We start from the raw sequence: 20,098 nt of genomic DNA on the forward strand, positions 1-20,098 counted from the left end.
GCCCTGTCCTCACACACCGTCCTTACGGCCACAATGGAGGAATGAGCGACAGTCCATCCCCACTCGCTGACCCGCACCTCGTCTACGACCCCGTGGCGGGCAGCGGCCCGAAGGACGTGGTGATCCTCGGCTCCACCGGGTCGATCGGCACCCAGGCCATCGACCTCGTACGGCGCAACCCCGACCGCTTCCGGGTCACCGGCCTCTCCGCCAACGGCGGCCGCGTCGCCCTCCTCGCCGAACAGGCGCACCAGCTCCGGGTACGGACCGTCGCGGTCGCCCGCGAGGACGCCGTACCGCAGCTGCGCGAGGCACTCACCAGCCTGTACGGCCCCGGTGAACCGCTCCCCGAGATCCTCGCCGGACCCGACGCGGCCACCCAGCTCGCCGCCGCCGACTGCCACACCGTGCTCAACGGCATCACCGGCTCCATCGGACTCGCCCCCACCCTCGCCGCCCTGGAAGCCGGCCGCACCCTCGCGCTCGCCAACAAGGAATCGCTCATCGTCGGCGGCCCCCTCGTCAAGGCCCTCGCCAAACCCGGCCAGATCATCCCCGTCGACTCCGAACACGCCGCCCTCTTCCAGGCCCTCGCCGCCGGCACCAGAGCCGACGTACGCAAACTCGTCGTCACCGCCTCCGGCGGCCCCTTCCGCGGCCGCACGAAGGCCGAACTGGCGAACGTCACCGTCCAGGACGCCCTCGCCCACCCCACCTGGGCCATGGGCCCCGTCATCACGATCAACTCGGCGACCCTCGTCAACAAGGGACTGGAGGTGATCGAGGCCCACCTCCTCTACGACATTCCCTTCAGCCGCATTGAGGTGGTCGTGCACCCCCAGTCGTATGTCCACTCGATGATTGAGTTCACGGACGGATCGACGATCGCCCAGGCGACACCCCCCGACATGCGCGGGCCCATCGCCATCGGCCTCGGCTGGCCCGAACGCGTGCCCGACGCGGCACCCGCCTTCGACTGGAGCAAGGCGTCGACCTGGGAGTTCTTCCCCCTCGACAACGACGCCTTCCCCTCCGTCAACCTCGCCCGGCACGTCGGAGAACTCGCGGGCACCGCCCCCGCGGTGTTCAATGCGGCCAACGAGGAGAGCGTCGAGGCCTTCCGCACCGGCGCGCTCCCCTTCAACGGGATCATGGAAACCGTCACGCGGGTGGTCGAGGAACACGGCACTCCGCGTACGGGAACCTCACTCACCGTGTCGGACGTCCTCGAAGCGGAGACCTGGGCACGAGCCCGGGCGAGGGAACTGACCCGGACCACGGCGACCGCGGAGGCGCGTGCATGACGACCCTGATGATGATCCTCGGCATAGTCGTCTTCGCGTTCGGCCTGCTGATCTCGATCGCGTGGCATGAGCTGGGGCACCTGTCCACGGCCAAGCTCTTCGGCATCCGCGTGCCCCAGTACATGGTCGGCTTCGGCCCCACCATCTGGTCACGCAAGAAGGGCGAGACCGAGTACGGCATCAAGGCCGTCCCCTTCGGCGGCTACATCCGCATGATCGGCATGTTCCCGCCCGGCGACGACGGCAAGATCACCGCACGCTCCACCTCACCCTGGCGCGGCATGATCGAGGACGCCCGCTCCGCCGCCTTCGAGGAACTGCGCCCCGGCGACGAGACCCGCCTCTTCTACACCCGCGCCCCCTGGAAGCGGGTCATCGTGATGTTCGCGGGCCCCTTCATGAACCTGATCCTCGCCGTCGCCCTCTTCCTCACCGTCCTGATGGGCTTCGGCATCTCCCAGCAGACCACCACGGTCAGCTCCGTCTCCCAGTGCGTGATCGCCCAGAGCGAGAACCGCGACACCTGCAAGAAGGGCGACCCCGCCTCCCCGGCCGCCGCCGCGGGCCTCAAGCCCGGCGACAAGATCGTCTCCTTCGACGGCGTACGCACCGACGACTGGAACAAGCTGTCCGACCTGATCCGCGCCGACCCCGGCAAACCCGTCGCGATCGTCGTCGACCGCAAGGGCAAGGAGGTCACCCTCCACGCCACCATCGCCACCAACCAGGTCGCCAAGAAGGACTCCAGCGGCCAGATCGTCCAGGGCAAGTACGTCAGCGCCGGCTTCCTCGGCTTCAGCGCCGCCACCGGCATCGTCAAGCAGGACCTCGGCCAGTCGGTGACCTGGATGGGCGACCGCGTCGGCGACGCCGTCGACTCCATCGCCGCCCTGCCCGGCAAGATCCCCGGCCTCTGGGACGCCGCCTTCGACGGCGGCAAACGCGCCCCCGACTCCCCGATGGGCGTGGTCGGCGCGGCCCGCGTCGGCGGCGAGATCTTCACCCTGGACGTCCCGGCCACCCAGCAACTGGCGATGTTCGTCATGCTGGTCGCCGGCTTCAACCTCTCCCTGTTCCTCTTCAACATGCTCCCGCTGCTCCCCCTGGACGGCGGCCACATCGCGGGCGCCCTGTGGGAGTCCCTCCGCCGCAACCTGGCCCGCGTCCTGAAGCGCCCGGACCCGGGCCCCTTCGACGTGGCGAAGCTGATGCCGGTGGCCTATGTGGTGGCGGGGATCTTTGTTTGCTTCACCCTGCTCGTCTTGATCGCGGACGTCGTCAATCCGGTCAAGATCACCTGAGAAACGGTCGTTTCTTGTCGCTGGATGGCGGTGACGCACTCTTCGCTCGTGGAGCCCCACGGGTGAGGAGTGCGCATTGCGCCCGACCGGGAATGGCGGTCAACCGGAGATCCTGTCCTCCGGAGCGGGCGTCATGCCCGGGGTGGTCGGCTGGGACACCATCGGGCGGATCGTCGGGCCGCCGTGTGCTCGCGTTCATGTCCGTGCCGTAATCTCGATGTTCGGAGCCCGCTGCTGACGGGACCGGATCTTGATCCACGACTTGGGGTTGCACAGCAGATGACTGCGATTTCTCTCGGCATGCCGTCCGTTCCGACCAGGGTTGCCGAGCGTCGGAAGAGCCGGCAGATCCAGGTCGGGTCCGTGGCGGTGGGCGGTGACGCGCCCGTGTCGGTGCAGTCCATGACCACGACCCGTACCTCCGACATCGGCGCCACCCTGCAGCAGATCGCCGAGCTGACGGCGTCCGGCTGCCAGATCGTGCGGGTGGCGTGCCCCACGCAGGACGACGCGGACGCGCTCGCGACCATCGCGAGGAAGTCGCAGATCCCGGTCATCGCCGACATCCACTTCCAGCCGAAGTACGTCTTCGCGGCCATCGAGGCCGGCTGTGCCGCCGTGCGGGTCAACCCCGGCAACATCAAGCAGTTCGACGACAAGGTCAAGGAGATCGCGCGCGCCGCCAAGGACCACGGCACGCCGATCCGGATCGGCGTCAACGCCGGCTCGCTCGACCGGCGGCTGCTGCAGAAGTACGGCAAGGCGACGCCCGAGGCGCTGGTGGAGTCCGCGCTGTGGGAGGCGTCGCTCTTCGAGGAGCACGACTTCCGGGACATCAAGATCTCCGTGAAGCACAACGACCCGGTCGTGATGATCGAGGCGTACAAGCAGCTCGCCGCGCAGTGCGAGTACCCCCTGCACCTCGGTGTGACCGAGGCGGGACCGGCGTTCCAGGGCACGATCAAGTCGGCGGTCGCCTTCGGGGCGCTGCTCTCGCAGGGCATCGGCGACACGATCCGGGTCTCGCTCAGCGCTCCTCCGGTGGAGGAGGTCAAGGTCGGCAACCAGATCCTGGAGTCCCTGAACCTCAAGCAGCGCGGGCTGGAGATCGTTTCGTGTCCGTCCTGCGGGCGCGCGCAGGTGGACGTGTACAAGCTCGCGGAGGAGGTCACCGCCGGTCTGACCGGCATGGAGGTTCCGCTGCGGGTGGCCGTCATGGGGTGTGTGGTCAACGGTCCCGGTGAGGCGCGGGAGGCGGACCTCGGGGTCGCGTCCGGCAACGGCAAGGGGCAGATCTTCGTCAAGGGCGAGGTCATCAAGACCGTCCCGGAGTCGAAGATCGTGGAGACCCTCATCGAGGAGGCCATGAAGCTGGCCGAGCAGATGGAGGCGGCCGGGGTCGCGTCTGGCGAGCCCGAGGTGTCGGTCAAGGGTTGATGCCGGAAGGGCGACCCGGCTTCATGGCCGAACCGCACGTCCCCGTCCCTCCACCACCCGCAGGGGATCTTCCCCGCCCCGCTCCCCACCGCTAGCTTCTCCCCAGAAGCCGTCGTCGAGAGCGGCTCCCTCGGGCCACTCTCGGGACCGACCGGAGGGAGAGCCCGATGGCCATGGCGGAACCCCGGCGGGTGCGGGAACCCCGGTCGGCTCGGGGTGGGGGACGGGCCAAGCGCATCACCATCGCCGACGTCGCCCGCGCCGCCGACGCCTCCGTGTCCACGGTCTCCCGGGTGCTCAACGGCATCGGGACCGTGGATCCCGTTCTGGCGGACCGGGTGCGGATCGCCATCGAGGAGCTGGGGTACCGGCCCAGCGCGGCGGCCCAGGGGCTGGCGCGGGGGCGTTCGGGGAGCATCGGGGTGCTCGTGCCCGATCTCGCCAACCCGCACTTCAGCGACCTGATCAAGACCTTCTCCGCGAGCGCGCGGGAGCGCGGCGCGCGGGTCGTCGTCATGGACTCCGACGAGGATCCGGGGGTGGAGCGGGAGCTGGCCGAGGAGCTGATGCGGTACGCGGACGGGCTGCTGCTCGCCTCGCCCCGTATGCCCCGGCAGGAGCTCGCCGCCCTGGTCGCGCGTGGCGTCCCGCTGCTCGTGGCCAACCGGCAGGAGCCCGGCCTCGCCCTGACCTCGGTGTGCGTGGACTTCTACCAGGGCCTGCTCGCGCTGTGCGGGCACCTCTCCCAGCTCGGCCACCGCAAGGTCGCCTACCTGGCCGGCCCGCAGGGTTCCTGGGCCAACAAGGAGCGGCTGCGGGCCCTCTCCGGTGCCCGGGCCTTCGGGCTGGAGGTGACGATCCTCGCCTGCGGATCCACCACGGCCGAGGGGTACGGCGCCGGGCCCGCCGTGCTCGACAGTGCCGCCACCGCGGTCGTCGCCTACAACGACTTCGTCGCCCTGGGCCTGCTGTCCCGGCTGACCGAGATGGGCGTACGGGTGCCGGGGGATGTGTCCCTGACGGGCTTCGACGAGATCGACCTGGCCCGTTACTCCTCGCCGCCGCTGACCACGGTAGCGGTGCCCCGCGGCGGTCTCGGCCGGGTGGCCGGGGATGCGCTCGCGCGGCTGATGGCGGGCGACGAGGGCGTCGAATCGGTAACGCTCCCGGTCGAGCTGCGGGTTCGCGGTTCGTCCGGACCAATCTGAGCTCAGCGTCTTGACAGCTCCGATGTATCGCAGGACCTTGTTCGAGCACACGGACCGAGGAAGCGCTGTCTCATTGCCGGGCCTCCACCCGGCCGACGCCTGCAGGAGCCGCCGTGTTCGGAAAGCAGTACAGCTCCAGAGCACGTCACGCTCGTTCGACACCCCGCGCCACGGCTCGCTGTGGCGGCTCTGCTGCTCATCGGTGCCGTTGCTGCCTGCGGGGCTCCCGGCGGCAAGTCATCCGATGACAAGGGTGCGGATAGGAAGATTCCCGGCAAGCCCTCCAAGCCGGTCGCCCTGGACATCCTCGATGTCGTGGCCCCCGGCTGACCGACCGGCCCGTACCCGCACCGTCCGCCAGAAACAGGTGAACCCCCTTGCGTGCAAGCTTCCCCCGACGCACCGCCCGCATCTCCCGGCGCACCGCCCTCGCCGCGGGCGGCCTGGCCGCGGCCGCCCCGCTGCTGACACCGCCCCCCGCCGAGGCGGCCCCCGGCGACCCCTGGGCCCGGGTGCCCGGCATCCTCGCCCGGATCCGGCCGCCGCGATTCCCCGGACGCCGGTTCGACATACGGGACTTCGGCGCGGTGGCCGGGGGAGTGACCCCGTGCACCGAGGCGTTCCGGCGGGCCGTCGCCGCCGCTCATGAGGCGGGCGGCGGCCGGGTCGTCGTACCGGATGGCAGGTACCTGACAGGAGCGATCCAGCTGCGGAGCAACGTCGACCTCCATGTCACCGAGAACGCCGTCATCGCCTTCAGCCCCGACCCCGCCGACTACCTCCCCGCGGTGCTCACCCGCTGGGAGGGCACCGAGTGCTGGAACTACTCGCCGTTCGTCTACGCCCACGGCTGCGAGAACGTCGCCGTCACCGGCACCGGCATCATCGACGGACAGGCCCGGCTGGGCCCCTGGGAGAGCTGGTACCGCGACGGCAGGCTCCAGTCACCGGACCAGAGACTCCTGCGCCAGATGGGCAGTTCGGGCGTCCCGGTGGCCGAGCGGGTCTTCGGCGCCGGACACCACCTGCGGCCCCAGTTGATCCAGTTCCACCGCTGCCGGAACGTCCTGGTCAGCGACGTCACCCTGGTCGACCCGCCGATGTGGACCGTGCACCCGGTGCTGTCCAGCAACGTCACCGTCCGCCGCGTCACCGTCGACAGCACCCTCTACAACACCGACGGCTGCGACCCCGAGGCCTGCCGGGACGTCCACATCAGCGAGTGCTCCTTCGACACCAACGACGACTGCGTCGCCGTGAAGTCGGGGCGCGACGAGGACGGCCGGCGCGTCGGCGTGCCCAGCGAGAACGTCGTCGTGCAGGACTGCCGCTTCTCCGGGCGCTGGGGCGGGCTCGCGGTCGGCAGCGAGATGTCGGGCGGGGTACGGAACGTCTTCGCCGAGCGGTGTGTCGTCAACTCGCCCGAATTCCCCGGCCGTTACCCGGTCAAGTATCCGCTGTACGTCAAGACCAACAACAAGCGCGGCGGGGTCGTCTCCGGCGTGCACATCCGCGACTTCACGGGCACGGACGTGGAGCGCGAGGCCGTCTACGTCACCGCGAACTACAACGGCGGTGAGAACGGCACCCTCCCGGTCACCGTCGAGAACATCACCGTCCGCCGCACCCGCCTCGACGGAGCCAAGGCGGTCCTGAACCTCGAAGGCCTCGCCACCGACCACCTCCGCGGCGTCCACCTGGACCACTGCGACTTCACCGGGGTCCGCGGCCCGGACAGCGTGACGTACACCGACGACCTCACCGAACGGCACGTCACCGTCAACGGCACGGAGGTGACGACGGCATGAGCCGCCGCACCCTCCTCAAGGCCTCCGCCAGATCGACCGGGACCGCATCCACCTGACCGAACGTCATCGAGTCCGCACCGGATCTCGTGATGAGGAAAGTGTTCGTCAACGGAACAGAGGTCATGTATCCATGAGACCCGCACGGAGCACCGTCCACCTGCTGTGGGTGGCCGTACTCGCCCTGCTCTGCGGCCTGTTCGCGGCGCCCGCGTCGCAGGCGGCGGCCGCGCACCACCCCGCGTACCCGCCCCGCCAGACCATGCTGCGCAATGCCACCGCCGGCATGTTCCTGCACTGGGGCATGTTCACCGCACCCAAACACCTCGACTGCGCGAGCTGGGAGAAGGACGTCACCGACGGCGGCTGGAACCCCGACTACTGGGTCGACGAGGCCCGCAAGATCCGCGCGAGCTACATCGTGCTGGCCACCTTCCACTCCCGCCTCGGCTACGCCCGGCCCTGGCCGTCGGCGATCCCCGGATCCTGCTCGACCAAGCGGGACATCCTCGGTGAACTCATCGACGCGGCCGCCAAGAAGGGCCTGAAGGTCATCCTCTACATGACCGACGACCCCAAGTGGCACGACGAGCAGGGCGTCGAGACCCTCGACTCCGCCGCCTACTCCGCCTACAAGGGCCACGACGTCGACCTCACCACCCGCGAGGGCTTCGGCGAGTTCAGCTACGACAACTTCTTCGAGGTCATGAAGAACTACCCGAAGCTGTCGGGCTTCTGGATCGACAACGACAACGAGTACTGGGAACAGCACCAGCTCTACGAGCAGATCCGCCGGCTGCGCCCGGACATGACCCTGAGCAACAACAACGAGGACACCCCGATCATGGACATGGTGTCCCACGAGCAGAAGGTCGGCATGACCCCGCCGTACGACCAGCCGTCGGCGATCTGGACCCCGATGCCCCGCCTGACCGAGTCCTGCTACAAGGTCCCCGACACCGGCAGCTGGTGGTACGACGGCCAGGACCGCCCGGTGTCGACCGGCCTCAACGTCGACCGGTACATCGCCAACGCGGGCAACTCCATCCTCTCCCTCGCCGACTTCACCGCCATGGTCAACGGCCGCTTCCCCGCCCAGCAGGAGAAGTTCCTCGACCTGATGCAGGACTACCTCCCGCCCATCTGGCCGTCCCTGCACGGGGTGTACGGCGGCGGGTTCATGTACGGCGGTATGCAGCCCGGCAGTTGGAACGACGGGTCCTACGGCTACATCACCGTCAGCCGCACCGACCGCACGACCCAGTACGTCCACGTCACCACGAAACCGACCTCCGGCGACCAGGTCCGCATCCGGGACAACGGCTACCGGATCGAGAGGATCACCGACCTGCGCACCGGCAGGCGGTTCCACTTCGACCAGCGGGGCGGCACCCTCACCATCAAGGGCGTCACCGACTGGGACCCGTACGACACCGTCTTCAAGGTCCGCACCGCACCCGTGCGCGAGGGCGTCTACCCGACCGGCGTGGTCAAGGCCTCCGATCCCGCCCTCACCGACGGCGACTTCACCACCTACACCGACAACAAGGGCGTCCTGCCCGCCAGTTACACCCTCGACCTCGGCCGCGTCCGCAGGGCCTCCTACCTGGGCGTCAACCAGCGCGAATGGTCGCCGACATACAACCGGGAGACCTTCGGCAGGAAGGAGGACTCCGCGCGGATCAAGGACTACACCGTGTCGGTGAGTGACGACGGAACGACCTGGAGTGAGGTGAAGGCGGGGGTGCTGGAGAGCGCCCGCGGCATCCGCTTCATCGACCTCCCCACCGGTCTGCGCACCCGCTACATCCGCCTCGACGTGCCCACCACCTGGGGCGCCCCCACCGTGCCCGCGTTCTACCAGCAGCTGCGCATCGACGAGATCCAGGTCGGCTACGGCCGTCCCACGAGCCACGGCTGACGCACGGGCCCTGCAGCGTCGCCGCACGGGGCGGCGCGGCCCAGATTCGGCAGGTACAGTGCGGAGATCAGCAGAACCCTCAGCGTGAGGTCCCGCACGTGTTGACCCAGACCACCTCCCGAGTGCTCGAACCGAGCGACCTGGACGCCGCGCTCGCGGTCCTCGACCGCGAGCCGGTCGCGAACGCCTTCGTGACGTCCCGCGTCCAGGTCGCCGGCCTCGACCCGTGGCGGCTGGGCGGCGAGATGTGGGGCTTCTACGAGGACGGCATGCTGACGTCCCTCTGCTACGCCGGCGCCAACCTGGTCCCCATCTGCGCCACCCCGCGCGCCGTGCGCTCCTTCGCCGACCGCGCCCGCCGGGCCGGCCGCCGCTGCTCCTCCATCGTCGGCCCCGCCGAGGCCACCACCCAGCTGTGGCGGCTGCTCGAACCCAGCTGGGGCCCCGCCCGCGAGGTCCGCGCCCACCAGCCGCTCATGGTCGCCGACCGCATGCCCGCCGGCATCGCCCCCGATCCGTACGTCCGCCGCATCCGCAAGGACGAGATGGAGACGATCATGCCGGCGTGCGTGGCGATGTTCACCGAGGAGGTCGGCGTCTCCCCGCTGGCCGGCGACGGCGGTCTGCTCTACCAGGCCCGGGTCGCCGAACTCGTCGGCTCCGGCCGCTCCTTCGCCCGCCTCGACGAGCACGGCAAGGTCGTCTTCAAGGCCGAGATCGGCGCGGCGACCCCCCAGGCCTGCCAGATACAGGGCGTCTGGGTGGCCCCCGAGTACCGGGGCAGGGGCCTGGCAGCTCCGGGCATGGCGGCGGTCCTGCGGTACGCCCTGGCCGACGTGGCGCCAGTGGTGAGCCTGTATGTCAACGACTTCAACACCCCGGCGCGGCGGACCTACCTGAAGGTGGGGTTCCAGGAGGTCGGCGCTTTCACCAGCGTTCTCTTCTAGTCGCTGTTCACGGTGCTGTTCTGAGGCTCGTGGGCGACCTGTAGTCTCCCCCGCATGGACCTCGTCATCGGCCCCCTCGACCTCCCCGCCCACGTAGACGAGGCTCTCGCCGTCCAGGCCGTCGCCTTCGGCCTCGGCGCGGACGAGGTGGCCGTCCGCCGGCAGATCGTCCTGCGCCACATGACCTACCCCGGAGCCCGAGCCCTCGGCGCCACCACCGGCGGTCGGCTCGTCGGGTTCGTGTACGGCATGCCGAACGACCGCACCCACTGGTGGTCGACCGTCGTCGAGCCCTACCTCCGCGCCCAGGGCCACGACGCCTGGCTCGACGACTCCTTCGTGATCACCGAGCTGCACGTCCACCCCCACTACCAGAACCGCGGCATCGGCCGCTCCCTGATCACCACCATCACCGACGGCGCCGCCGAACCCCGCTCGATCCTGTCCGCGATCGACACCGACAGCCCGGCCCGAGGCCTCTACCACTCCCTCGGCTACGAGGACCTGGCCCGCCGCGTCCTGTTCCCCAGCGCCCCGAAGCCGTACGCCGTGATGGGCGCCCCGCTCCCACTGCGCCGCCGCTGACGGATTTCCACCGGCACAGCCACCCCGGCTAACCTCCTAGCCATCACCCTTTCCCGGCAGGAGTACGAGAACCATGGCCAACGCACCGGTCCAGCGCATGTCCCAGTTGATGGCGAAGACGCTGCGCGACGACCCGGCGGACGCCGAGGTCCTCAGCCACAAGCTGCTCGTCCGCGCCGGCTACGTCCGCCGCACCGCGGCCGGCATCTGGAGCTGGCTGCCGCTCGGCAAGAAGGTGCTGGCCAACGTCGAGCGCGTCGTCCGTGAGGAGATGGACGCGATCGGCGCCCAGGAGGTCCTCCTGCCCGCCCTGCTGCCCCGGGAGCCCTACGACGCCACCGGCCGCTGGGACGAGTACGGCCAGGAGCTGTTCCGCCTCAAGGACCGCAAGGGCGGCGACTACCTCCTCGGCCCGACCCACGAGGAGATCTTCACCCTGCTGGTGAAGGACCAGGCGTCCTCCTACAAGGACCTGCCGGTCATCCTCTACCAGATCCAGCACAAGTACCGCGACGAGGCCCGCCCCCGGGCCGGCATCCTGCGCGGCCGTGAGTTCCTGATGAAGGACTCCTACTCCTTCGACACCGAGGACGAGGGCCTCGCCCAGTCCTACGCCCTGCACCGCCAGGCCTACCAGCGGATCTTCGAGCGCCTCGGCCTCGACTACCGCATCTGCGCCGCCACCGCCGGCGCGATGGGCGGCTCCAAGTCCGAGGAGTTCCTCGCCCCGGCCGGCGCCGGCGAGGACACCTTCGCCGACTGCCCCAACTGCGACTTCGCCGCCAACACCGAGGCGATCACCTACGAGCTGCAGCCGGTGGACGCCGACGGCGTGCCCGCGCTCGAGGAGATCCCCACCCCGGACACCCCGACCATCGAGACCCTCGCCGCCCACCTCGGCGTCGAGGCCTCCGCCACCCTCAAGAACCTCCTGGTCAAGGTCGACGGCGAGATCGTCGCCGTCGGTGTCCCCGGCGACCGCGAGGTCGACATGGACAAGGTCGAGGCGCACTTCGCCCCGGCGGTCGTCGAGATGGTGACCGAGGCCGACTTCGCCGGCCGCCCGGACCTGGTCCGCGGCTACGTCGGCCCGCAGGGCCGCGGCGAGAAGGTCAGGTACATCGCCGACCCGCGTGTGGCCCCCGGCACGGCCTGGATCACCGGCGCCAACAAGGAGCACACGCACGCCAGGAACGTCGTCGCGGGCCGTGACTTCGAGGTCGACCAGTACGTCGACGTCGTGGTCGTCCAGGAGGGCGACCCGTGCCCCCGGTGCGGCACCGGCCTCAAGCTGGACCGCGCCATCGAGATCGGCCACATCTTCCAGCTCGGCCGCAAGTACGCCGACGCCCTCAAGCTCGACGTCCTCGGCCAGAACGGCAAGCCGGTCCGCGTGACCATGGGCTCCTACGGCATCGGCGTCTCCCGCGCCGTCGCCGCGCTCGCCGAGCAGACCGCCGACGACAAGGGCCTGGTGTGGCCGAAGGAGGTCGCGCCCGCCGACGTCCACGTCGTCGCCGCCGGCAAGGCCCTGCAGACCGAACTGGCCCTGGAGGTCTCCGAGAAGCTGCGCGCCGCGGGCCTGCGCGTCCTCGTCGACGACCGCGCCGGCGTCTCCCCGGGTGTGAAGTTCACCGACGCCGAGCTCATCGGCGTACCGCAGATCCTGGTCGCCGGCCGCCGCTCCGCCGAGGGCGTCCTGGAGCTCAAGGACCGCAAAACCGGTGAGCGCGAGGAGCTGACGGTGGACGAGGCGATCGCCCGCCTCACCGCGTAAAGGAACACCTCAGAAACCTCTGAGGGCACCCGAAGGTGCCGCACAGCATTCTCAGAGGGTCGTACCCGACCGTAGTGCGTGACAGAACGTCACCAGGGAGGGAACGACATGACCGGCAGGGAACGAGGTGCTCTCGCCGCGGTCCGCAGAGGAACCCGGCGCACCGCGGCGACAGCGGCGGCCGTCACAGTGGCGGCCGCCGCCGGAATGTTCGCGCTGATCGGCACGATGCACACGGACACCAGCGCGGTGTCGTCGACGACGACCAGCAGTGATGGGTCGAGCGGCAGCACCGGGTCCAGCGGTAGCACCGGGTCGAGCAGCAGCACCGGGACAAGCGGCAGCACCGCGTCGAGCGGCAGTACGGAGTCGGGCAGCAGCGACAGCGGCGGTACGAGCTCGTCCTCGTCGTCGAGCGACACGTCGTCCTCCGACACCTCCTCCTCCGACACCTCCTCTTCGGCCTCCGGTGGCTTGACGTCCTCCAACGGCAGCGGCTCCACCGACTCCACCTCGGGGGCGTCATGAGCGCGCCGGCCGAGCCCCGCACCACGGCCGCCGTCGAGTGGCGTGCCCTGGGCACCACGGTCCGCCTGGTCGTCACCGACCCGGCCCTGCTGGACGCCTGCAACCTGCTGCTCGCCCGGCACCTCGCCGAGGTCGACGCGGCCTGCAGCCGCTTCCGTACCGACTCCGAACTGGCCGCCCTCGACGACAGCGCGGGCCGCCCGGTCCGGGTCAGCCCGCTGCTCGCCGAGGCCCTCGCGGTAGCCCTCCACGCGGCGGAGACGACCGACGGCGCCGTGGACCCCACGGTCGGCTCGGCGATGGACGCCATCGGCTACGACCGCGACTTCACACTGGTCCAGGAGGACGACCGCCCGGTCCGGCTCACCGTGAAGCGCGCCCCCGGCTGGCGCACGGTCCACCTCGACCGCGCCACCAACACGGTCACCGTCCCGGCAGGCGTCCGCCTCGACCTCGGCGCCACGGCGAAGGCCTGGGCCGCCGACAAGGCCGCCGCGCTGCTCGCGCGGACGGCCGGCTGCGGAGTCCTGGTGAGCCTCGGCGGCGACACCGCCGTCGCGGGCGAGCCCCCGGCCGACGGCTGGCAGATCCGCGTCCAGGACATCACCGGCCCGGTCGAGGAGACACCGCCCCAGGGGCCGTACGACCTGGTCGGCCTGCACAGCGGGGGTCTCGCCACCTCGGGCACGGCCGCCCGCACCTGGCGCCGCGGCGACGAGTCCCTCCACCACATCATCGACCCGCACACCGGTCTCCCGGCCCGCACCCCATGGCGTACGGTCACGGCAGCGGCCCCTACCTGCGCCGAAGCCAACGCGGCGACGACAGCGGCCCTGGTGAAGGGGGCGGGCGCGGAGCGCTGGCTGAGAAGGACGGGATTGCCGGCGCGTTTGGTGAGCCAGGACGGCCGGGTCACAACAACTCCGGGCTGGCCGACCGACCTCAGGGGCGCGGGGCACTGCGCCACCAGCTCCCGCAGGCGGTCAGCCGCATGACATCCGAAACCCTCTGGTACGCGAACCGAGCCACGGGTGCCATCAGCCTCATCCTGTTCACCGTCGTAGTCCTCCTGGGAATCGCGGTGCGACTGAGAACCCGGCTCCCCGGCCTCCCCCGCTTCGGCACGGTCACCCTCCACCGCACCCTCTCCCTCTCCGCGACGGCCTTCCTGGCCCTGCACATCGCGCTCGCGGTCCTCGACAGCTACGTCGACATCACCCTCACCGACGTCCTGATCCCCTTCGTCTCCGACTACCAGCCCCTCTGGCTCGGCCTCGGCACGGTCGCCCTCGATCTGATGCTCGCCGTCCTGATCACCAGCCTCCTGCGCGAACGCGTCGGCCACCGCGCCTGGCGCGCCCTGCACTGGCTGGCCTACGCCTCCTGGCCGGTCGCCCTGATCCACGGCATCGGCATCGGCACGGACACCGGCACCGGCTGGATGACCTGGCTGACGATCTCCTGCGTGGCCGCGGTCGTCGCCGTCGGCGGCATCCGCCTGGCGCACTCCGTCCGCGCGGCTCGCCGTACCCCCGCAGCCCTTCTCCGCACGGCCGAAGGAGCCCGCTCATGACCATGACCCAGTCCGAACTCCACATGCCCCCGCGCCTGCTCGCACCCGGCGGCACCGCCGCCGACCTCGCCACGCACGGACAGCGCTACGGGCCGCTCTCGTACGGCGATCCGGCCGCGCTCCTCAGAACCGTCGCCGCGTCCGGGCTCACCGGCCGCGGGGGAGCGGCGTTCCCGGTGCACCGCAAGCTGACCGCGGTCGCCGAGGCCGCCCACCGCACCGGCCGCGCTCCCGTCGTCGTCGCCAACGGCGCGGAGGGCGAGCCCGCGAGCCGCAAGGACAAGACCCTGCTCGCCCTGTCGCCGCACCTGGTCCTCGACGGCCTCCAGGTGGCGGCCCACGCGGTCGGGGCGGGGGAGGCCCACCTGGCGGTCGAGGAAGGCGTCTCCTACCTCGAATCGGCGATCGCGCACCGCGGGGACCCGGTCCCCGTCCGGGTCGTACGGCTCCCCAAGCGGTTCCTGTCCGGCCAGGCCTCGGCGCTCGCCCAGTTCGTCGGCGGAGCCGCCGCGCTGCCGTCGTACCAGAACCCGCCGGTCCGCGAACGCGGTGTGCGCCGGGCGCCGACCCTGGTCCAGAACGTCGAGACCCTGGCCCACCTGGCCATGATCGCCCGCTACGGCCCGGACTGGTTCCGCTCGGCGGGCACGCCCGGCCAACCCGGCAGCGCCCTCTGCACGGTTCATGTGTCGGGTCACCAACCCCGCGTGATCGAGGCCCCGTTCGGCACACCGCTGCATCGCATCGTCCCGCTGAACGGCATGTCCGCCGTCCTCCTCGGCGGTTACCACGGCACGTGGGTCCCGGCCGCGGACGCAGCCCAACTCCGGCTGGACGCGACGACGATGGGCGCCGGAGTGCTGGCCACCCTCCCCACCGACCGCTGCGGCCTGACGGAAACCGCCCGGGTCCTGCGTTACCTGGCCCTCCAGTCGGCCGGCCAGTGCGGCCCCTGCCTCAACGGCCTGCCCCGCATCGCGGCGGCCTTCCAGACCCTGGCGACGCCCGGCCCCCAGGGCGCCACCCGCACCGACGTGTTCCGCTGGGCCGGTCTGGTCGAAGGCCGCGGCGCCTGCCACCACCCCGACGGCACGGTCCGCCTGGTCCACAGCGCCCTCACGACCTTCGCCACCGAACTCGACGCCCACGCAAGGGGTTTCTGCACCGCGACCAGCCCCACACCCCTGCTCCCCGTACCCCAGGAGACCTGACATGGACCAGCGCATCGACATCGACTGGACGTCCTGCCAGGCCCACGGCCTGTGCGCGGAACTCCTCCCGGAACACGTCACGTTGGACGAGTGGGGATACCCGCTCGTCGACGGCGGCCCCGTCCCGGCTCGCACCCTGAAACGGGCACGCAGAGCGGCGGCGGACTGCCCTGCCCTGGCCTTGAAACTAACGGCAAGGTGAGCGCCCCGTCAGGGGCGCGGGGCTGTATCGATGTGCGGCTCCGCCGCGTGGGCGCGATCAATCCCCACCGGACCCGCAGCGACCCACAACCTCAAAGCCACCCGGCAAACTCAAGCAACAGCTCCGCATCCTTCGCCCGCCCCACCCGAAGCGCCCGCACCCCCGACTCCACGGCCCGGAACAACGTCCACCCCCGCAACCGCTCCTGATCCACGTCCAACGACTCGGCCAACCGCTTGACCCGCCGCCGAGTGGTCGCCGCTCCCGAGGGCGAGGCGATCAGATCCTCCACCCGGTCCCGCACCAACCGCGCCAGGTCGAACGCGCTCTCCCCGATCACCGGATCCGGCCCCACGGCCAACCACGGCATCCGCTCCCCGGCCAGCACCTTGCTCTGTCGAAACGTCCCGTGCAGCAACCGGCCCTCAGGCGGCGCCCCCAAGAGTTCGGCCCGCGCACCCAGCGCCGCGTCGACCAGCCCGGCCACCTCGCCGAAGGCACCCGCGCCGGCCCGCATCGCCTCCGCCTGCCGCCCCGTCCGCTCGGCGACCGTCTCGAAGGCGTGACCGGCGGGCGGCTCCACCCACAGCCGCCGCAAGGTCCCCGCCGCCTCCAACAGCGCCTTCGCCTCCGGCAGCGACCGCACGGAGACATCAGGATGCAGCCGCTCCAGCAGCAGCACACCGTCCTGCGTATCGACCTGCGCACGTTCCTGCGCACCGTCTGATGCCGCGTCCTCGACCAGCTGTACGGCCCCGAGCCCGCCCCAGTGGGACAGCGCCGCCCGTTCGGCCCCCGGCCGCGACCGCGGGGGCGCCAGTTTGAGCACGGCCGGGCTGCCGTCGGGGCGCCTGACCAGCACGACCAGGCTGCTGCGTCCCCCGGGAACCTGCACCCGCTCCACGGTCAACTCGCGTAGCGCGACGGCCCGTTCCGCCGCCTCGGGCAGCTTCTCCAGCCAGCCGTCACCGTCCGGTGCCGTCTCGCCGAGCGCCCGCACCAGACGCTGCGGGGGTTCGAAAGCCATACCCGAGTCGTTCCCTTCCCGTGCCGGTCACGCCGAGGGCGTCGGCGAGGCGACGGTCGTACCGGTCGTGCCCGCCCGCTCGGCGAGCCCAGGGAAGGCTACGCTCTCCCCGCTCCAGCGCACCGCCCGCACCGCCGCCTCCCGCAGCGCCTCGGCCCCCGAGCGCCGCCGCTCGCCCTCGGTGGCGCGCACCACGTCGGAGTACACCCCGGCCACCCGGTCCTCCAGCTCAGCGGCCAGTCTCACGGCCGCAGCCGGGTCCGGCACCGGGAACGGCAGCGCGTACGCGGCCGCCGCGGCGACCGGCGTGCCCCCGAGGTCCCGGATGTCGCGGGTGAGGGCGTCCCGGCGGGAGCGGTGGGCGTCGTACGCGGAACGGGCCTCGGCGCGCCGGTCCTCGCCGATCCGGCCGCCGACCACGCCGTAGCCGTAGACCGCCGCGTGCTCCGCGGCCAGCGCTGCCTGCAGGGCCTTCAGCGCCTTCTGTCTGCTCTCGTCGCTCACCTGGCACCCTCCGTCAGCAGATAGGCGTGCGCCGCCCCGGCCGCCGCGACCGACGCCAGCAGCCGTGCCAGCTCTCCCGGCACGTCCAGGAGCGCCGCCGTCCGCCGGTCGGCCAGCGCCCGCTCGGCGGCGGCGAGCTGCGCGACGGCCTGCTTCTCGTCGACCGGTACGGCGGCGGACGGCGCCCCGGACGCCTGCCCGGACGGCGATGCGGAAGCCGACGCGGACGGCGATGCGGAAGCCGACGGCGATGCGGACGCCGGGCTCCCCTTCGCTACCGTCCCGCCGAACGCCTCGGTGTGCCGCACGACCTCCGCCCGCAGGGGCCGCAGCCGATCCGCCACCACCGGATGCGCGGCGAGCACGGCGTCGTACCGCTGCAGCAACCCCGCGCTCTCGCGGGCCGCACGCGCGCGTGCCCTCGCGATGAGCGACAAGCTGCCGCCGGTGCTCTCCTCCGACTCCCCGGAGGCGTGCGAACAGCCCGCGAGCAGGGCGGTCCCGGCGGCAGAGGCGAGCAGGGATCTTCTGCGCGGCCCCGAGAGGGTGCGCGAGTGTGGGGGGTACTGCACGGGTGACGTCCTCGGGGGCTCGTACGAACATCGGGCGAACACACGGGCGGGGGGTGTTCCGCCGTGATCACGGTACCCGCGCTCACGTTCGGTGCCGCTCATCGCCACCGGCCGTGCACGGGTGGACGGCAACACTCCCCGCGACCGGATACCCTTTGACCAGACACGCGACCATCCCACAACAGCACACGCGGCCGAGGAGTCACCCGGATGAGCACCACCCAGAGCGAGAGGCTGCGAGAGCTCCTGGAACCGCTCGTCAGCTCCCAGGGCCTGGATCTCGAAGAGATCGCAGTGGACTCCGTCGGACGCAAGCGAGTGCTGCGCGTCGTCGTCGACTCCGACACCGGTGCGGATCTGGACCAGATCGCCGATGTGAGCCGCGCGCTCTCGGCGAAGCTCGACGAGACGGACGCGATGGGCGAGGGCGAGTACACCCTCGAGGTCGGCACCCCGGGCGCGGAACGCCTCCTCAAGGAGCACCGGCACTACGCGCGCGCCAAGGGCCGGCTGGTGAGGTTCCAGCTGGCCGAGGGCGGCGAACTGGTCGCCAGGATCCTCGACGTCGACGACGAGGGCGTCGACCTCGAAGTGCCCGGGGTCAAGGGGCGCAAGGCCACCGCACGCAGAGTCGCCTTCGGCGAGGTCGAGAAGGCGCGCGTGCAGGTCGAGTTCAGCCGCAAGGACGACAAGGACGACAAGAAGGAAGAGGAGGCGTAGCCGTGGACATCGACATGAGTGCCCTGCGGGGCTTGGTACGGGAGAAGGAGATCTCCTTCGACCTGCTGGTCGAGGCGATCGAGTCGGCCCTCCTCATCGCCTACCACCGCACCGAGGGAAGCCGCCGGCACGCGCGCGTGGAGCTCAACCGGGAAACCGGACATGTGACCGTGTGGGCGAAGGAGGACCCCGAGGACCTCGAGGAGGGCCAGGAGCCCCGCGAGTTCGACGACACCCCCTCCGGCTTCGGCCGTATCGCCGCCACCACCGCCAAGCAGGTCATCCTGCAGCGGCTGCGCGACGCCGAGGACGACGCGACGCTCGGCGAGTACGCCGGGCGCGAGGGCGACATCGTCACCGGAGTGGTCCAGCAGGGCCGCGACCCGAAGAACGTGCTGGTCGACATCGGCAAGCTGGAGGCCATCCTGCCGGTGCAGGAGCAGGTGCCGGGTGAGACGTACCCGCACGGGATGCGGCTGCGGTCGTACGTCGTCCGGGTGGCCAAGGGCGTGCGCGGTCCGTCGGTCACCCTCTCCCGCACCCACCCGAACCTGGTGAAGAAGCTCTTCGCCCTGGAGGTGCCGGAGATCGCCGACGGGTCCGTGGAGATCGCCGCCATCGCCCGTGAGGCCGGCCACCGCACCAAGATCGCCGTACGGTCCACCCGTTCGGGCCTGAACGCCAAGGGCGCCTGCATCGGCCCCATGGGCGGCCGGGTCCGCAACGTGATGGGCGAGCTGAACGGTGAGAAGATCGACATCGTCGACTGGTCCGACGACCCGGCCGAGATGGTCGCCAACGCCCTCTCGCCGGCCCGGGTCACCAAGGTGGACGTGGTCGACCTCGCCGCCCGTTCCGCACGCGTGACGGTGCCGGACTACCAGTTGTCGCTGGCGATCGGCAAGGAGGGCCAGAACGCCCGCCTCGCGGCCCGCCTGACCGGCTGGCGGATCGACATCCGGCCCGACACCGAGCAGGCCGGGGAATAGATCTCGGCCCGGGGTGGGTTGGATCGAGACGGATCTTGCCCGGCGGCTGTTCGAAACCTCACCCAGAGGGGTGAGGTCGGTACGGGGAGGTAGACTGAGGAGTGTCTGGCCGGACGCACGCCCGCGCCTGCCCTGAACGCACCTGTGTGGGGTGCCGGGAACGAGCGGCCAAGACGGATCTGCTGCGCATCGTGGCGATCAAGGACGCATGCGTCCCTGATCCTCGCGGTACGCTGCCCGGCCGGGGTGCCTATGTACACCCCGCCTCGGTCTGTCTCGACCAGGCGGTACGCCGCCGGGCGTTCACGCGGGCGCTGCGCGCCCCGGGAGCGCTCGACATTAAGGCGTTGCGCCAGTACGTCGAGCAGACAACAGTTGCTGAGCAGGCAACACCGTAAGACGTGCCGTACGGAACCCCGTGCGGCCCTAGGTACCCCGCGAGTTGGAAGTAGGTCGAGATTGCGATGAGCACTCGATGAGCACGCGA

At 71.0% G+C, this 20,098-nt stretch carries 20 protein-coding genes; 16 read left to right on the top strand and 4 right to left on the bottom strand.

Going from position 1 to position 20,098, the window contains the following annotated elements:
- Positions 1-41 precede the first annotated feature (41 nt).
- The 9 genes from dxr (at position 42) to MKW14_RS28685 (ending at position 12,285) form a co-directional block, all read left to right on the top strand.
- A complete protein-coding gene (gene dxr, locus MKW14_RS28645) occupies positions 42-1,304 on the top strand; it encodes a 1-deoxy-D-xylulose-5-phosphate reductoisomerase (protein ID WP_240867078.1) in 1,263 nt (420 codons plus the stop codon).
- Positions 1,301-2,605, top strand: a complete 1,305-nt coding sequence (locus MKW14_RS28650) for a M50 family metallopeptidase (protein WP_502628184.1) — start codon at positions 1,301-1,303, stop codon at positions 2,603-2,605. The genes dxr and MKW14_RS28650 overlap by 4 nt, the downstream gene beginning before the upstream one ends.
- Before the next feature lie 279 nt (positions 2,606-2,884).
- A complete protein-coding gene (gene ispG, locus MKW14_RS28655; RefSeq protein ID WP_240867082.1) occupies positions 2,885-4,042 on the top strand; it encodes a flavodoxin-dependent (E)-4-hydroxy-3-methylbut-2-enyl-diphosphate synthase in 1,158 nt (385 codons plus the stop codon).
- A 167-nt stretch (positions 4,043-4,209) separates the two neighbouring features.
- Positions 4,210-5,250 (top strand): LacI family DNA-binding transcriptional regulator, encoded by a 1,041-nt coding sequence (locus MKW14_RS28660; RefSeq protein ID WP_240867085.1) that lies wholly within the window; start codon positions 4,210-4,212, stop codon positions 5,248-5,250.
- A 377-nt stretch (positions 5,251-5,627) separates the two neighbouring features.
- Positions 5,628-7,058, top strand: a complete 1,431-nt coding sequence (locus MKW14_RS28665; RefSeq protein ID WP_240867088.1) for a glycoside hydrolase family 28 protein — start codon at positions 5,628-5,630, stop codon at positions 7,056-7,058.
- Between the two features lie 130 nt (positions 7,059-7,188).
- Positions 7,189-8,976, top strand: a complete 1,788-nt coding sequence (locus MKW14_RS28670; protein WP_240867091.1) for an alpha-L-fucosidase — start codon at positions 7,189-7,191, stop codon at positions 8,974-8,976.
- Between the two features lie 98 nt (positions 8,977-9,074).
- Entirely contained in the window at positions 9,075-9,923 is an 849-nt protein-coding gene (locus MKW14_RS28675) for a GNAT family N-acetyltransferase (protein ID WP_240867093.1), read from the top strand.
- 54 nt (positions 9,924-9,977) lie between these two features.
- Positions 9,978-10,508 (top strand): GNAT family N-acetyltransferase, encoded by a 531-nt coding sequence (locus tag MKW14_RS28680; RefSeq protein WP_240867095.1) that lies wholly within the window; start codon positions 9,978-9,980, stop codon positions 10,506-10,508.
- 73 nt (positions 10,509-10,581) lie between these two features.
- Positions 10,582-12,285 carry a proline--tRNA ligase gene (locus MKW14_RS28685; RefSeq protein WP_240867096.1) on the top strand — a complete coding sequence of 568 codons (1,704 nt, stop codon included), beginning with the start codon at positions 10,582-10,584 and terminating at the stop codon, positions 12,283-12,285.
- Positions 12,286-12,374: 89 nt separating this feature from the next.
- Here the strand turns inward: MKW14_RS28685 and MKW14_RS28690 are convergent, their stop codons facing one another.
- Complete coding sequence (locus MKW14_RS28690) at positions 12,375-12,788, bottom strand: hypothetical protein (RefSeq protein WP_240867098.1); 414 nt, start codon at positions 12,786-12,788, stop codon at positions 12,375-12,377.
- Between the two features lie 21 nt (positions 12,789-12,809).
- Between MKW14_RS28690 and MKW14_RS28695 the strand changes: the two genes are divergently transcribed.
- Genes MKW14_RS28695 through MKW14_RS28710 form a run of 4 tightly spaced genes read left to right on the top strand, consistent with a single transcriptional unit; the run spans position 12,810 to position 15,799 of the window.
- Positions 12,810-13,808: an FAD:protein FMN transferase gene (locus MKW14_RS28695; protein WP_240867101.1), complete on the top strand. Its 999-nt coding sequence runs from the start codon at positions 12,810-12,812 to the stop codon at positions 13,806-13,808.
- A complete protein-coding gene (locus MKW14_RS28700) occupies positions 13,805-14,386 on the top strand; it encodes a ferric reductase-like transmembrane domain-containing protein (protein ID WP_240867103.1) in 582 nt (193 codons plus the stop codon). Before MKW14_RS28695 ends, MKW14_RS28700 begins: the two co-directional genes overlap by 4 nt.
- Positions 14,383-15,597: an NADH-ubiquinone oxidoreductase-F iron-sulfur binding region domain-containing protein gene (locus MKW14_RS28705; RefSeq protein WP_240867106.1), complete on the top strand. Its 1,215-nt coding sequence runs from the start codon at positions 14,383-14,385 to the stop codon at positions 15,595-15,597. Before MKW14_RS28700 ends, MKW14_RS28705 begins: the two co-directional genes overlap by 4 nt.
- Position 15,598: 1 nt before the next feature.
- Positions 15,599-15,799 carry a ferredoxin gene (locus MKW14_RS28710; protein ID WP_240867109.1) on the top strand — a complete coding sequence of 67 codons (201 nt, stop codon included), beginning with the start codon at positions 15,599-15,601 and terminating at the stop codon, positions 15,797-15,799.
- Positions 15,800-15,890: 91 nt separating this feature from the next.
- Here the strand turns inward: MKW14_RS28710 and MKW14_RS28715 are convergent, their stop codons facing one another.
- From MKW14_RS28715 to MKW14_RS28725, 3 genes are read right to left on the bottom strand one after another with little or no spacing between them, the layout of a single operon-like run.
- Positions 15,891-16,826 (bottom strand): aminoglycoside phosphotransferase family protein, encoded by a 936-nt coding sequence (locus MKW14_RS28715; RefSeq protein WP_240867111.1) that lies wholly within the window; start codon positions 16,824-16,826, stop codon positions 15,891-15,893.
- A 27-nt stretch (positions 16,827-16,853) separates the two neighbouring features.
- Positions 16,854-17,330, bottom strand: a complete 477-nt coding sequence (locus MKW14_RS28720; protein ID WP_240867113.1) for a ferritin-like domain-containing protein — start codon at positions 17,328-17,330, stop codon at positions 16,854-16,856.
- Positions 17,327-17,902, bottom strand: coding sequence for a hypothetical protein (locus tag MKW14_RS28725; protein WP_240867115.1), 576 nt, complete (start codon positions 17,900-17,902; stop codon positions 17,327-17,329). Before MKW14_RS28725 ends, MKW14_RS28720 begins: the two co-directional genes overlap by 4 nt.
- A gap of 210 nt (positions 17,903-18,112) precedes the next feature.
- Between MKW14_RS28725 and rimP the strand changes: the two genes are divergently transcribed.
- From rimP to MKW14_RS28740, 3 genes are all read left to right on the top strand, one after another.
- Positions 18,113-18,622 (top strand): ribosome maturation factor RimP, encoded by a 510-nt coding sequence (gene rimP, locus MKW14_RS28730; RefSeq protein WP_240867117.1) that lies wholly within the window; start codon positions 18,113-18,115, stop codon positions 18,620-18,622.
- 2 nt (positions 18,623-18,624) lie between these two features.
- Positions 18,625-19,611, top strand: a complete 987-nt coding sequence (nusA, locus tag MKW14_RS28735) for a transcription termination factor NusA (RefSeq protein ID WP_240867119.1) — start codon at positions 18,625-18,627, stop codon at positions 19,609-19,611.
- A 101-nt stretch (positions 19,612-19,712) separates the two neighbouring features.
- Entirely contained in the window at positions 19,713-20,009 is a 297-nt protein-coding gene (locus MKW14_RS28740; protein ID WP_133047438.1) for a YlxR family protein, read from the top strand.
- Positions 20,010-20,098: the final 89 nt, after the last annotated feature.

It is taken from the genome of Streptomyces gilvus (assembly GCF_022513565.1).
GTDB lineage: Bacteria > Actinomycetota > Actinomycetes > Streptomycetales > Streptomycetaceae > Streptomyces > Streptomyces gilvus.